The organism is Corallococcus sp. AB032C (assembly GCF_003668935.1).
Classification (GTDB): domain Bacteria; phylum Myxococcota; class Myxococcia; order Myxococcales; family Myxococcaceae; genus Corallococcus; species Corallococcus exiguus.
This window is the reverse complement of sequence record NZ_RAWP01000097.1, coordinates 26,602-40,138: the sequence shown is the minus strand read 5'-3', so window position 1 is coordinate 40,138 and position 13,537 is coordinate 26,602. Positions and strand designations below refer to the sequence as shown.

Below are 13,537 nucleotides of genomic sequence, written 5' to 3'. Positions count from 1 at the left end.
TCCCCCGCCCCAAGGCGCTCAAGAAGGTCCTGCCCGCCGTGGCGTCCCTGGGCGTGGACCGCATCGTGCTGGTGAACGCGGCCCGCGTGGAGAAGAGCTACTTCGACTCCAAGGTGCTCAACGAGGCCTTCGTCCGCGAGCTGCTCCTCCAGGGCCTGGAGCAGGCCCGCGACACGCGCATGCCGGAGGTGCTCATCCGCGAGCGCTTCCGCCCCTTCGTCGAGGACGAGCTGGACGCCGTCTTCGGCCCGGAGCCGCTGCGCCTGCTCCCCCACCCGCCCGCCATCCTCTCCCTCCAGGCCCGGGACATCACGAGCGCCACGCGGGTGGTGCTCGCCATTGGCCCGGACGGAGGCTGGGTGCCCTTCGAGGCCCAGCTGCTGGAAGCCCACGGCTTCCTGCCCTTCTCGCTGGGGCCCCGCATCCTGCGCGTGGAGACGGCGGTGCCGGTGCTGCTGGGTCAGGTGACGCTGCTCAAGGCGCCGGCGCTGTAACCGCGGGGGCCGCGGCCTTCGGGGGATGGTCCTTCTCCCAGGCCTCCAGCGGCAGCGGCTTGATGGTCTTGAGCACGGACACGTCCACCTTCGCAGCGGGCTTCTCGGTGCCCGTGCCGTCGACGACGGTGAAGTTCAGGCGGTTGATTTCATGCCCGCCCTCCGTCTCCACCACGACGCGCCAGTCGCCCGGCTTGAGCGGGATGCCCGGCTTCGCGTAGTAGCGGAAGCCGCCCTCCGAACCGTTGCTGCTCACCGGGGCACGATAGCCCTTGCCCAACGCCGTCCAGCCCTTCTCCGGGTGGTCATGGAACCAGCGCACGACCACGTAGTAACTCTCGAAGCCCTTGGGCGCGAAGATGCGGAAGAAGTACACGGGCTGCTCGCCGTTGCGCACCGTGAACTCCTGGTCGCCGTGGTGGAACGCCGTCCAGACCTTCCACCAGGGCTGCTCCTCCGACGTCAGGCGATACACGCCCGAGGTGCCATAGACATTCGGGGGGACCTTCTCCACCGCGTGGTAGATGCCGCTGTACTGCACCGCCAGGGGCACAGGCGGAATCACTCCCAGGAAGTAGCACCCGAGCAGTAGCGCCTGCGCGCCAAAACCGGGCACCGCCACCGTGCGCAGCAGCACCTTCTCATCCGGGCGCCACCGCTTGAGCACGCGAAGCAGTCCGTAGACGCTCCCGCACCCCAGCACGACGGACAGCGTGAAGATCCACCACCCCACCCGTCCAAAGAGCACCGGCAGCAGCGACGCGAAGTACAGCGTCACGCACAGGCTGAAGACGGCCACGCGGATGACGGGGCCCAATTGCCGGAAGCGCGGCAGCTCGTTGGCCACCAGCAACCCGAACATGCCCGCCATGAACAGGAGCGGCGTGAAGCCCGACGAGCTCTTGAACAGGAACAGCGTGAACGCGCTCAGCAGGCTGCCCATCAAGAAGTGCAGCGCGTCCTCGCGGAAGCGCCATACCTTGACCAGCAGCTTCGGCGGCTCCACGCCTTCCGGGTAGCGCTGCTCCAGCACCAGCAGGCCCGCGAGGATGGCCAGGTAGACGAAGTTCTGCACCTCCGTGAGCGCGTCGTCGACGGGGCTCAGCGTGAGGACGTCGTAGAGGAAGCCCGCGAAGAAGAAGAGGGCCATCTCCTGCTTCTCGTACTTCGCGCGGAAGGCCTGCACGCGGTCCACCAGCGTGGGCGTCTTCTCCGTGCTGACGAGGTCGTCCGGATCCGCGACCGCGGCGCCGGGCGTGGCGACCGCGACGTTCGCGCCAAGAGGAAGGGGGCCCCCCTCGACCGGCACGCCGGGCACTTCGGTGGACGCGTCCTGCGGCTTCGACTCAGGCGGTGTGACGGTGAGCACGGCGGCTTTCAACCCCTCTTGGCGACCGCCGCCCAGTCTACGCGGGGGACGGGGCCCGGGTCTTCCCCCCGGCCCCGCTCCCGCTCAAACGCCTACTTGCCGCCGGCGGCGACCAGGTCCTGCAGCTCGCCGCGCTCGGCCAGCTCCGTCAGGATGTCCGACCCACCCACGAACTTCCCGTGGATGTAGACCTGCGGAATGGTGGGCCAGCTGGAGTAGTCCTTGATGCCCTGGCGCACGGCAGGGTCCGCCAGCACGTCCACCGTGTGCACCGGGCCCAGCGGCTGGAGCAGTTGGAGGGCGCGCGCGGAGAAGCCGCACTGGGGGAACAGGGCATTGCCCTTCATGAAGAGGACGATGGGGTGTGACTTCACCGTCTCGTCGAACTGGGCCTTGAGGGTCGGATCCATGAATCGTTGCTCCTTCTTCAGCGGGGCCCGAGCTTCTTCCACTGCTCGGGCGAATAGGTCTTGAGCGCCAGCGCGTGCAGCTCGCCTGACTTGAGCCACTGCTGTAGCGGCGCGTACACCAGCTGGTGCTGCTCCACCATCGTCTTGCCAGTGAAGGCGGGGGAGACGACGCGAGCTTCGAAGTGGTCTCCCGTCCCCGTGGTGTCGTTGAACTCCACCTCCGAGCCCGGAAGGGCGTCCAGGAGGTAACGGCGAAGCGCCTCGGCGTCGAGCATCAGTTCATCCCCTTTCCCATCACCAGCATGGCCGGGTCCACGCCCAGTCCGCGCAGGGTGGCATCCCACAACTTCGCCGGGTCCTGACCCAGCACCGCGTCCGCGGTGGCGTCGGCGTACAGCCACGAGCCCGCGGCGATTTCATTCTCCAGCTGCTTGGGGCCCCAGCCCGCGTACCCCAGGCAGAAGCGCACGCGCGGGTCCGTCCGTTGAAGGAGGGGGCCCAGCGCATCCAGGGTGACGCTCAGGTAGAGGCCCGGCAGGACGGAGTGCTTCTCCGCGACGGACTCGTCGTCATGCAGGACGAAGCCCCGCTGGGGCTCCACCGGGCCGCCCACGAACACCGGCTGCGACACGCGGTCCGTCGAGATGTCCATCGACTGACCGCGCGCCAGCTCACCCAGCGTCAGGGGCGCTCCCCGGTTCACGATGAGCCCCATGGAGCCCGTCTCCCCGTGTTCGATCATCAGGATGACCGACCGGTAGAAGTTCGGGTCTCCAAGCTGGGGCATGGCCAGCAGGAAGCCGGAGGCGATGTTCTTCACGCCAGGGAGCATCGACCGTCCGGCGGGGGTGTGCAACCGGAACCCGCTCCCCTGCCGCGCTCAGTGCCAGCTCTGGTGCTTGGACTTCAGCGCCTTGGCCAGCTTCTCCGGATCCAACGGCTTGCCGATGAAGAGGTCCGCGCCCAGGCCCTTGCACTTGCGAGCGGTGGCCGCGTCGCTCATGGCGCTCACGCCGATGAGCACGGCCTGCGGGAACTTCTCACGCAGCTTGGACATGAGCGTGGTGCCGCTGCGGCCGGGCAGGAACACGTCCACGATGGCGGCGTCCATGCGCTTGTTGCGCACGGCGAACTCGGCCTCCTCCGCGCTGCCCACGGGCATGGCGTTGTAGCCCCAGGTGCTCACCAGCTCCACCAGGAGCTCGCGGTGCGCGGCGTCGTCCTCGACCACCAGCACCGAACCCCGGACGGTCTCCTTGCTCAGACCGTCGTCACGCGGACGCTCATCACGGGCAGGCGAGAGGGGGATTTCTTCCGTGGGGAGGGACATGGTGTTCACCTGAGGGCAAAGGGGTTCCGTCCGTGTGAAACCTTTGCCTCAATGTGCTGCATTCCTCACACTTCGCGACGGCTACCTCCCCCCAATGCCTGGGAAGCGAGCGAGGCGCCAAGCACCAGCAGGACGAGCAGTCCCCAGGCGGGAATCACCACGCGGCCGCCGCCCTCGTAGATGAGCGCGGCGTAGGAAGTGCCCAGGTAGCGGCCCAGGGACATGGGCTCCATGCGAGCGATGCCGAAGAAGCTCACCGTGGACTCAGTGAGGATGGCGCTCGGCAGGCGGCTCAAGAACACGGCCAGCACGAAGGGGCGCAACAGCGGCCACAGGTGCACGCGAAGGACATGCACGCCACCACCGCCCAGGGCCCGCGCGGCGGCCACGTACTCCTGGCCCTCCAGCGTGGCCAGGCGGTCGCGGAACATGCGCGCGGGGCCGGCCCAGCCCACCAGGGCCAGCGACGTCACCATCAAGCCGAAGGGGCCCAGGCCGCTACCCATGCCCGCGTCCATGAGGGACTGACCGGCGAGTTGGAGCACCATCACCACGAGGACATCCGGCAGGGCGAACACGGCGTCCACCGCACGCAGGAGCACCTGCTCTGTCACGCCACCGGACAGCCGCGCGAGCGCCGCGACGGCCAGCCCCAGCACGGTGGACAGCGCGCCGGCCGCGAGCCCGATGGCCAGGGACACCCAAAGGCCACCGAAGGCCAGCTCGCACACGCTCCGGTCCGGGCGGTTCAGGTCCCAGCCGAGCGGGCAGGTGTTCACGAGTGCTTCGGGGAACAGGCGGCCGGCCACGAGACTCAAGGCGCCCAGGCCGACGAGGAGGACCAGCCCCACCCAGGCGCGCAAGGGGATGCGGCTCAAGCGCGGGCCTCCCGGGCACGTGGATCCACGAGCATGCGCAAGAGCTCCACGGTGAGGCTCACGACGACGAGCACGGTGGCGAAGGTGGTGGTGGACACGACGACGACGGCGACCTGCTTGTTGAGGACGGCGAGCACGTAGAGCTGGCCGAAGTACGGCAGGCCGAAGACGCGCTCCGCGGCGAACGAGCCCGCGAGCAGCGCGGTGGCGACAGGCGTCACGGCGTCCAGGAGCGCGGGCCACACGTTGGGGAGGACATGGCGGCGCAGCACGGTGCCGGGGTCCAGGCCCTTGCTGAGCGCGGTGCGCACGTAGTCACGGGACAGCTCGGTCTCTAGAGCATCCCCCACGAGCGTGCCCAGGAAGGTCCCCGGCCAGATGGCGATGACGACCGCCGCGCACAGCTCCGGCAGCAGGTGTCCGCGCTCCACCACGGCCGGGGCCAGGAGCAGCGCGGGGATGAACACGGGCGTCCCGAACGCGATGGCAGGGAGCACGTCCCCGAGCACTGCGAAGCGTCCCCGCCGCCAGCGGGTGCGCAGGAGCGCGAAGCCCACCGCCCAGCCAAGCGCGAGGGGAAGCGCGACCAGGCCCACGCCCACGCTGCCGGAGAGTTTCTGGAGCAGCTCATCGCCGGTGATGCCCTGAGCGCTGGTGCCCAGGCGTTCCCCCGCGAAGAGCTTCCGCCAGGGCCGAAGGAACCCAAGCGGCTCACCAATGCCCAGGTCGCGCTGGTACGAAGCCGCCAGCTCCGGAGACACCTGCCGCTTGTTGTCGCTCTCCGTGGTGAGCGGCAGCGCGGCCATGAGGAAGTACGAGGCCACCGCGACCACCGGAACTAGCACGAGCTGGCGCACGAGGCGCGTCGCGATGAGGCGCATGCGCTACGGCCCCTGCCCTTCCGCGCGGGCCGTGGCTGCCTCATCCGGTCCCAGCCGCAGCGCGCGCAGCGCGAGGAAGTTGAACGGATCCACGTCCAGGCCATGCAGCCGCGCCCGAGCCCGGAAGTAGCGGTCCGGGTGGTACAGCGGCGCGATGACGGCCTCCTCCCCCACCAGCACCTCCTGGGCCTTCGCGTACAGCTCGCGCGCGTGCACGGGGTCGGGGTCGCCGTCCGCCTCCTCCAGCAACTGCTCGAAGCGGCGCATCGGCTCGCCGCCGCCCTGCGTCTCCCATCCCGTCTGGTGGTTGCCCTGCCGTTCGAACAACGTGAAGAACGTGTTCGGGTGCGCGTAGTCCGCGCCCAGCCGACGCAGGAACAGGTCATACGCGCGCGGTCCCTGCGGCGTCCTGCGAGCCACCTCCGCGGAGAAGTCCGACCGCGAATCCACCACCACCTGCACGCCCACCTTCGCGAGCTGCGCCGCGATGCGCTCCGCCAGCGCCTCCTCCGGCACGAACGAATCCCCCGCCTTCACCACCAGCCGCAGCGGACGGTCCAGCCCCTTCGCCCCCGCCAGCTCCGCCTTCGCCCGCTCCGGCTCGTAGCGAGGCAGCCGAGCCGCCTGCTCCGGCGTCGCCGCATCCGGCAGCTCCGGAGGCAGCAACACATTCGTCGCGCGAGCGGCCGGCAGCAGCCCCGCGAGCAGCGCCTCCCGGTCCAACGCCCGAGCCAGCGCCCGGCGCACCTCCGGCCGGTCCAACGGCGGACGCTCCGTGTTGAAGCCCAGGAAGTACGTGGACAACAGCGGCTCCCGCTTCAGGTCCGCCGCCTTCATCCCGCGCAGCGCCGCCGCGCTGTCCACGAAGACGAAGTCCACCCGGCCCCGCTCATACAGCGCAGGACCAATCTCCGACTTCATCAGCGTCAGCACCGGCGCCGGCGTCTCCCCGGGTCCCATCGGCGGGAGGAACGCACTGCGCGGGTTGTAGACCAGCCGCACGCGCTCGCCCGCGCGGTCCCACCGCTCGACTCGATAAGGCCCCACCGCCAGCGGACGCCCGTCGCGAGGCCGGTCGAAGTAGTCGCGCACCGCCTCGTCCGACTTCCCCTCCAGGTCGGCCGAAGGCGCTGGAAAGAACAGGTACACGTTCGCGAGCCGCGCCAGGAAGTAGCTCCGAGGCCGCTCCAGCGTCACCCGCAGCGTCCGCGCCTCCACCGCCTCCACCCCGACCCGAGACAGCGCCGCCTTCACCTCCGCCGCCGGAGCCCCGCGCTCCTGCAACGCGAGCACCTCCTCCGCGCCCTGGAGGTCCGCCATCTCGCCGCGCTCGCGGCCCAGCAGCGCCCGGTGCCACCCGAAGACGAAGTCGCGCGCCGTGACGGGAGAACCGTCCGACCACGTCACGTCCTCGCGCAGGTGGAACGTGTAGACCTCATGCCCGGACGCGTCCGCTTCACGCTCCCACCGCTCCGCCAGGCCCGGCTGGACCGAGTGGTCCGCCCCCAACGTGGTGAGCCCCTTCTGCGTGGCCAGCATCACCGGGTAGTTCACCCAGCTCTGCGGATCCGAATGACTCCAGTCGAGCGTGGTGGGCATCGCCGGCACCACCACCTTCACGCCCGGCTCGGGCTGGAAGCCGCACGGCCCGCAGGCCGCGGCCATCACCAGCACCAGGGAGTAGGACAGGATTCGCGCGCGGGGAGCCACTCCCCGCGTTGTACCCGACCTGCTCGTAAAAAAGAGAGAAGCCAGGAGACCGGCGACTCCTGGTCGGCCGGCATCCTGGCTTCGTCACCACCCATCCCAGGCCCCCTCAAGGGGCCCGGGACTGAAGGCCTCAGGAGGCCGGCACGGAAGGCGTGGACACCGCATCCGGTACGGACAGCCCCATCTTCAGGTTGTCCCCGGCGCCCTTGCGGCCGAACTCCTCCGGCTTCTCCAGGAGCAGCGCCTCACGCAGCACGTCGTCCACGAACTCCACCGGGACGATGCGCAGCGCCTTGCGGATCTTCAGCGGGATGTCCTTCAGGTCCTTCTTGTTCGCCTTCGGAATCAGGACCGTCTTGATGCCCGCGCGGTGCGCCGCCAGCGTCTTCTCCTTCAGACCGCCGATGGGCAGCACGCGGCCACGCAGCGTGATTTCACCCGTCATCGCCACGTCCCTGCGGACCGGCACGCGCGTCAGCGCGCTCACCAGTGCAGTGGCCATGGTGACGCCCGCGGACGGACCGTCCTTGGGAATCGCGCCCTCCGGCAGGTGGACGTGGATGTCGTAGTTCTCGAACACCTTGCGGTCGATGCCGAAGCGCTCCGCGCGGCTGCGCACGTAGGACATGGCCGCCTGGGCGGACTCCTGCATCACCTCGCCCAGCTTGCCGGTGATGATGAGCTTGCCCTTGCCCGGCATGGACGTGGCTTCCGTGGTGAGGATCTCACCGCCCAGCTCCGTCCACGCGAGGCCCGTGACGATGCCCACCTGGTCCTCGCTCTCCGCCACGCCGTAGCGGAAGCGGGGCGTGCCCAGGAACTTCATCGCCTGCTTGCGGTCCACCTCGATGAGGTCCCGCTTGCCGTTCTTCAGCACGTCGCGGGCAATCTTCCGGAACACGCCGCCAATCTCACGCTCCAGCGAACGCACACCCGACTCGCGCGTGTACCGGTGCACGATGGTCTTCAGCGCGTCGTTGGTGATGTCGATCTTCAGGTCCGCGAGGCCGTTGGCCTCCTGCTCCTTCGGAATCAGGTAGCGCCGCGCGATGGAGAGCTTCTCCGGCTCGGTGTACCCCGCGATGCGGATGACTTCCATGCGGTCCTGCAGCGGACCGGGGATGTTGTGCATCGTGTTCGCGGTGCAGATGAACATCACCTTGGACAGGTCGTAGTCGAGGTCCAGGTAGTGGTCGTTGAAGTTGTGGTTCTGCTCCGGGTCCAGCACCTCCAGCAGCGCCGCGCTCGGGTCGCCACGGAAGTCCGTGGACATCTTGTCGATCTCGTCCAGGAGGAACACGGGGTTGTTGCTGCCCGCCTTCTTCAGGGACTGGATGAGCTTGCCCGGCATCGCGCCGATGTACGTGCGGCGGTGGCCGCGGATCTCCGCCTCGTCACGCACGCCGCCCAACGACAGGCGCACGAACTTGCGGCCCGTGGCCCGCGCGATGCTGCGCGCCAGCGACGTCTTGCCCACGCCCGGGGGGCCGACGAAGCACAGCACGGGGCCCTTCAGCTTCTTCACCAGCTGCTGCACGGCCAGGTACTCGAGGATGCGCTCCTTCGGCTTCTTCAAGCCGTAGTGGTCCTCGTTGAGCACCCGCTCCGCTTCGGTGACGTCCAGCCGGTCCTGGGTCTCGTCGTACCAGGGCAGGCTGATGATCCAGTCGATGTAGTTGCGGACGACCGTGGCCTCGGCGCTCATCGGGCTCATCATCCGGAGCTTCTTCAGCTCCTTCTTGACCTTGAGCGTGGCCTCCTTGCTCATCCGCTTGTTCTTCAGCTTCTCTTCAATCTCCTGGATCTCGTTCTTGAACTCGTCGCGCTCACCCAGTTCCTTCTGAATGGCCTGCATCTGCTCATTCAGGTAGTACTCCTTCTGGGTCTTCTCCATCTGCTTCTTGACGCGCGTGCGGATCTTCTTCTCCACCTGGAGAATCTCGATCTCGCCCTGCATCAGCTCGTAGAGCTTCTCCAGGCGCTTGGCCGGGGACTCCGTCTCGAGCAGCGCCTGCTTGTCGTTCAGCTTCAGCGACAGGTGCGCGACGATGGTGTCCGCCAGGCGCGCAGGGTCGTCGATGCTGGCGACCTGCATCAGCATCTCCGGCGGGATGCGCTTGTTGAGCTTCACGAAGGCTTCGAAGACGGAGTGGACGGAGCGCACCAGCGCCTCCAGCTCCACGCTCTTCTCCAGCGTCTCCTCGACCTCGTCCACCTCGACCATGAAGAAGGCGTCGTTCGGGTGGAACTTCTTCACCTTGGCGCGGCGCACGCCCTCCACCAGGACCTTCATCGTGCCGTCAGGCAGCGGAAGGAGCTGGATGAGGTGGCCGATGGTGCCGAAGTGGAAGATGTCGTCGGGCGAGGGGTCGTTCGTCTTGGCCTTCTTCTGGGCGGCCAGCAGGATGACCGCCTTGTCATCCGGCCCCTTGTGGGCCATCGCGTCCTTCAGCGCCGCGATGGACTTCTCCCGGCCGACGAACAGCGGAACGACCATGTGGGGGAACACGATGATGTCCCGAAGGGGCAAGAGCGGGATGGTGAGGCCCCGCTTCTGGGCTTCCTTCTTGTCGTCACGTCCGAAGAACATGTATCCGCCACCCGCTGGCCAGCCGTACAGGCAGGCCCTTCAAGAGTTGCCCACATGGCGCCCAAGCGCTCATGCAGGGTGAAACGCTGCTCTATAACACGCCGGTCGCAGGACCCGTTCCCCGCTCAAGATTGGGGGTCCGCACCCTGCCTTCAAGGGAACACCGAGAGGCAGGAGTGTGTCCTGCCCCGATTCTAGCGACTCTCGGCCGCCACCCCGGCATCCGACCGGGCGACGTCCAGGACCTGGAAGAGGAAGGCATACATGTCCACGCTGGACTCGATGGCCTTGGCCACCTGGTCCGCCCCACCATGGCCTGCGTTCGCCTCGATGCGTAGCAACGTGGGCGCCGGATTGCCCTTCGCGTTCTGCACCGCCGCCACGAACTTGCGCGCGTGCATGGGGTCCACCCGGTCGTCGTGGTCCGAGCTCATCATCAGCAGGGGCGGGTAGCGCACGTCCTGGCGCACATGGTGGTAGGGCGAATAGGCGTACAGGGTCTTGAACTGCCCGGCGTCGTCCGCCGACCCGTACTCCGGCACCCAGGTCCGCCCGCTGCCGAACAGGTGGAAGCGCACCATGTCCAGGAGCGGCACCCCGCACACCACCGCGCCGTACAGCTCAGGGCGCTGCGTCATGGCCGCGCCCACCAGCAGGCCGCCGTTGCTGCCGCCGTAGATGGCCAGCTTCTTCGCCTGCGTGTACTTCTCCTTCGCCAGGTACTCGGCGGCGCCGGCGAAGTCGTCGAACACGTTCTGCTTGTGCGCGCCCTTGCCCGCCTCGTGCCACGCGGTGCCGTACTCACCGCCGCCGCGCAGGTTGGCCACCGCGTAGATGCCGCCCGCGTCCAGCCACGGCAGGATGCTCGCGCGGAAGCCCGGCTGCATGCTCACCAGGAAGCCGCCGTACCCGTACAGGAGCGTGGGCGCGGTGCCGTCCTTCTTCAGGCCCTTCTTGTAGACGAGGAACATGGGCACCTTCGTGCCGTCCTTCGACGGGTAGAAGACCTGCTCCGTGGTGTACGCGTCCGGGTCCATGGGCACTTCCACCTTCGCCCACAGGTCCACCTTCCCGCTCTTCACGGACGTCCGGTACACCTGACGGGGCGTGGTGAAGGAGCTGTAGGCGAAGTAGGCGTCGTCCTGGTCCTCCAGGCCCAGCAGGTTGCTGGCGGCGCCCACGCCCGGCAGCTGCACGGTGCGCACCGGCTTGCCCTCCAGCGTGGTGATGCGCAGCTCCGTCGTCACGTCCTTGAGGTACTCCAGCGCCAGGTGGCCGCCCACCAGCGACACGCTCTCCAGAGTGGCCTTGGGGTCCTCCGGCACCAGCTCCTTCCAGTTCGCGCGCTCGGACTTCTTCGGGTCCACGGCGAAGACGCGCTGGCGCGGGGCGCCCTCGTCGGTGACGACGTAGAAGCGGTCCTTCCAGGCGAGGACGGTGTACTTGGCGCCCTTGCCCTTCACGAGCAGCCGCCAGTCCTTGTCCGCCGGGTGCTTCCAGTAGACGTCGTTCTCGCTCCAGCCGCGGAGGATGGACGCGAAGAGGTACTTGCCGTCACGCGACAGGTCGCCCTGGAGGAACGTCGTCGGGTCACCGGTGCGCTCGTGCACCACCACGTCGTTCTTCGGGTCCTGGCCCAGCTTGTGGAACTTGAGCGTGGTGTAGCCCGGGCGCGCGTCCACCGGGATGGAGGAGTCCGTGGGCAGCCACTCGTAGTAGAAGCCCTTGCCGTCCGGCGTCCAGTTGGTGTTGGCGTACTTCGCGCCCTCAATCACGTCCACCTTGGACCACTCACCGGTGTCCACGTCGATGACGTGCAGGGTGGCCTCGTCCGCGGCGTTGGGGCGCACCGGGAAGGCCACGCGCTTGCCATCCCACGACGGCACCCACCGGCCCAGGGACACCGGGGCGTCCTTGCTCATGACGTTCGGGTCCAGCAGCACCTTCTCCTGTCCGGACTCGCCGTCCTTCCAGTAGACGATGGCCTTCTCCTTGTCCTTGTGGGTCCGCATGTAGAAGTAGCGGTTGCCCCGGCGGAAGGGCGCCGTCACCGAGTCCACGTAGAACAGCTCCGTGAAGCGCTTGGTCAGCGCGTCGCGGCCCGGCATCTTCGCCAGCGCGTCACGGGTGAAGCCGTCCTGCGACTTCATCCAGGCCTGCACCTCCGGGGCCTTCTCGTCCTCCAGCCAGCGGTACGGATCCGCCACCTGCTCGCCGTGCAGCGTGTCCACCACCGCGTCGGAACGGGTCGCCGGGTAGGCCATGCGGGAAGGGCCCTCCTGGGCCGGAGCGCTCTGCGTCGCTGAGGACGCGGCGGGGGCTTCATCACGCGTGGCTTCCTTCGAGGAAGTGCAGGCCACGAGCGACAACAGGGCAGGCATGAGGAGCTTTCTCATGGGGGACAGCAGATACAAGAAGCCCCCCGCCCCGGCCGCAAAAAAGCGTGGCCCGTCCCCACGCCCGGATGCCCGCTTTGGAAAGACGAAGGGCGCGTCCCGGTCCAATGACCGTGACGCGCCCCGCCATCCCCATCAGGCCCTTGCGTGCCCCTAGAGGATGCTCCGCCTCGATTCAGGCGGATTCCTTCTTTGGCTCCGGCGTCTCCTTGTTGTCCTGCGAGTGCAGGACGACGGGCTCGCTCTTCTTGAGGATGACCTCCTCGGAGATGAGCACCTCGCGGGCCGTCTTGCGGGACGGGATTTCGTACATCACGTCCAGCATGGCCGTCTCCAGGATGGAGCGCAGGCCTCGAGCGCCCGCCTTGCGGCGGATGGCCTCCGACGCGATGGCCTTCAAGGCCCCGTCGGTGAACTTCAGCGACACGCCGTCCAGCTCGAAGAGCTTGCGGTACTGCTTGGTGAGCGCGTTCTTGGGCTCGCCCAGGATGTTCACGAGCGCGCCTTCGTCCAGCTCCTCCAGCGCGGTGATGATGGGCAGACGGCCGATGAACTCCGGAATCATGCCGAACTTGAGCAGGTCCTCAGGCTCCACTTGCTTGAGCAGCTCACTGAGGTTGCGCTGCTTGCGCGACTGAATCTCCGCGCCGAAGCCCAGGCTGCGCCCACCCATGCGCCGCTCAATCACCTGCTCCAGGCCGCCGAACGCGCCGCCGCAGATGAAGAGGATGTTGGTGGTGTCCACCTGCAGGAACTCCTGCTGCGGGTGCTTGCGGCCACCCTTGGGCGGGACGTTGGCCACCGTGCCTTCAATGATTTTCAGCAGCGCCTGCTGCACGCCCTCGCCGCTCACGTCGCGGGTGATGGAGGGGTTCTCCGACTTGCGGGCAATCTTGTCGATTTCGTCGATGTAGACGATGCCCCGCTGCGCGCGCTCGATGTCGTGGTCCGCGGCCTGGAGCAGGTTGACGATGATGTTCTCCACGTCCTCACCGACGTAGCCGGCCTCCGTGAGGCACGTGGCGTCCGCGATGGTGAAGGGGACGTTGAGGATGCGCGCCAGCGTCTGCGCGAGCAGCGTCTTGCCGGAGCCCGTGGGGCCGAGCAGCAGGATGTTGCTCTTCTGCAGCTCCACATCGTCCATGGCGACCTTGGACTCGATGCGCTTGTAGTGGTTGTGCACCGCCACGGAGAGCGTCTTCTTCGCGCGCTCCTGGCCCACCACGTACTCGTCCAGCACGGCCTTGATTTCAGAGGGCCGGGGGATGCGCAGCTTGGTGTCCTTGGTCTCCTCGCGGTCGATTTCCTCCGCGATGATGTCGTTGCACAGCCCGATGCACTCGTCGCAGATGTAGACCGTAGGGCCCGCGATGAGCTTCTTCACCTCCTTCTGCGACTTGCCGCAGAAGGAGCAGCAGAGGGTCTGGTTGTCTCGCTTCTCCACGTTCTTACCCGCCATGAAATCCCTCGCTGCGCCTG

At 67.9% G+C, this 13,537-nt stretch carries 12 protein-coding genes; 1 reads left to right on the top strand and 11 read right to left on the bottom strand.

The window, feature by feature from the left end:
* Positions 1 to 494, top strand: a 494-nt coding sequence (locus D7X99_RS32335; protein WP_121781101.1) for an RsmE family RNA methyltransferase, incomplete at its 5' end; no start/stop codon positions are given.
* Here D7X99_RS32335 and D7X99_RS32330 read toward each other — a convergent pair.
* The 11 genes from D7X99_RS32330 to clpX form a co-directional block, all read right to left on the bottom strand.
* The gene (locus D7X99_RS32330) at positions 475 to 1,863 is read right to left on the bottom strand and encodes a DUF2914 domain-containing protein (RefSeq protein ID WP_121781100.1); all 1,389 of its coding nucleotides are present in this window, start codon (positions 1,861 to 1,863) and stop codon (positions 475 to 477) included. The two genes, D7X99_RS32335 and D7X99_RS32330, sit on opposite strands and share 20 nt — an antisense overlap.
* 92 nt (positions 1,864 to 1,955) lie before the next feature.
* Positions 1,956 to 2,273, bottom strand: coding sequence for a Grx4 family monothiol glutaredoxin (gene grxD, locus D7X99_RS32325; RefSeq protein WP_120580734.1), 318 nt, complete (start codon positions 2,271 to 2,273; stop codon positions 1,956 to 1,958).
* A gap of 17 nt (positions 2,274 to 2,290) precedes the next feature.
* The gene (locus tag D7X99_RS32320; RefSeq protein WP_120580735.1) at positions 2,291 to 2,548 is read right to left on the bottom strand and encodes a BolA family protein; all 258 of its coding nucleotides are present in this window, start codon (positions 2,546 to 2,548) and stop codon (positions 2,291 to 2,293) included.
* Entirely contained in the window at positions 2,548 to 3,093 is a 546-nt protein-coding gene (locus D7X99_RS32315) for a YqgE/AlgH family protein (RefSeq protein WP_121781108.1), read from the bottom strand. Before D7X99_RS32315 ends, D7X99_RS32320 begins: the two co-directional genes overlap by 1 nt.
* A 60-nt stretch (positions 3,094 to 3,153) precedes the next feature.
* Positions 3,154 to 3,603, bottom strand: coding sequence for a response regulator (locus tag D7X99_RS32310; protein WP_121781107.1), 450 nt, complete (start codon positions 3,601 to 3,603; stop codon positions 3,154 to 3,156).
* A gap of 65 nt (positions 3,604 to 3,668) precedes the next feature.
* Positions 3,669 to 4,481, bottom strand: coding sequence for an ABC transporter permease subunit (locus D7X99_RS32305; RefSeq protein WP_121781099.1), 813 nt, complete (start codon positions 4,479 to 4,481; stop codon positions 3,669 to 3,671).
* A complete protein-coding gene (locus tag D7X99_RS32300; RefSeq protein ID WP_121781098.1) occupies positions 4,478 to 5,362 on the bottom strand; it encodes an ABC transporter permease subunit in 885 nt (294 codons plus the stop codon). The genes D7X99_RS32305 and D7X99_RS32300 overlap by 4 nt, the downstream gene beginning before the upstream one ends.
* Before the next feature lie 3 nt (positions 5,363 to 5,365).
* Entirely contained in the window at positions 5,366 to 7,027 is a 1,662-nt protein-coding gene (locus D7X99_RS32295; RefSeq protein ID WP_121781106.1) for a peptide ABC transporter substrate-binding protein, read from the bottom strand.
* 175 nt (positions 7,028 to 7,202) lie between these two features.
* Positions 7,203 to 9,662, bottom strand: coding sequence for an endopeptidase La (lon, locus tag D7X99_RS32290; protein ID WP_120580738.1), 2,460 nt, complete (start codon positions 9,660 to 9,662; stop codon positions 7,203 to 7,205).
* 194 nt (positions 9,663 to 9,856) lie between these two features.
* Positions 9,857 to 12,043, bottom strand: coding sequence for a prolyl oligopeptidase family protein (locus D7X99_RS32285; protein ID WP_233607327.1), 2,187 nt, complete (start codon positions 12,041 to 12,043; stop codon positions 9,857 to 9,859).
* A 190-nt stretch (positions 12,044 to 12,233) separates the two neighbouring features.
* Entirely contained in the window at positions 12,234 to 13,517 is a 1,284-nt protein-coding gene (gene clpX, locus D7X99_RS32280) for an ATP-dependent Clp protease ATP-binding subunit ClpX (protein ID WP_120595429.1), read from the bottom strand.
* Positions 13,518 to 13,537: the final 20 nt, after the last annotated feature.

What these genes read in the sequence shown, in the direction of transcription:
- grxD (WP_120580734.1), bottom strand. Translation starts at nt 2,273, where the DNA reads ATGGATCCGACCCTCAAGGCCCAGTTCGACGAGACGGTGAAGTCACAC.
- D7X99_RS32320 (WP_120580735.1), bottom strand. Translation starts at nt 2,548, where the DNA reads ATGCTCGACGCCGAGGCGCTTCGCCGTTACCTCCTGGACGCCCTTCCG.
- D7X99_RS32310 (WP_121781107.1), bottom strand. Translation starts at nt 3,603, where the DNA reads ATGTCCCTCCCCACGGAAGAAATCCCCCTCTCGCCTGCCCGTGATGAG.
- D7X99_RS32300 (WP_121781098.1), bottom strand. Translation starts at nt 5,362, where the DNA reads ATGCGCCTCATCGCGACGCGCCTCGTGCGCCAGCTCGTGCTAGTTCCG.
- D7X99_RS32295 (WP_121781106.1), bottom strand. Translation starts at nt 7,027, where the DNA reads ATGGCCGCGGCCTGCGGGCCGTGCGGCTTCCAGCCCGAGCCGGGCGTG.
- lon (WP_120580738.1), bottom strand. Translation starts at nt 9,662, where the DNA reads ATGTTCTTCGGACGTGACGACAAGAAGGAAGCCCAGAAGCGGGGCCTC.
- D7X99_RS32285 (WP_233607327.1), bottom strand. Translation starts at nt 12,043, where the DNA reads ATGCCTGCCCTGTTGTCGCTCGTGGCCTGCACTTCCTCGAAGGAAGCC.
- clpX (WP_120595429.1), bottom strand. Translation starts at nt 13,517, where the DNA reads ATGGCGGGTAAGAACGTGGAGAAGCGAGACAACCAGACCCTCTGCTGC.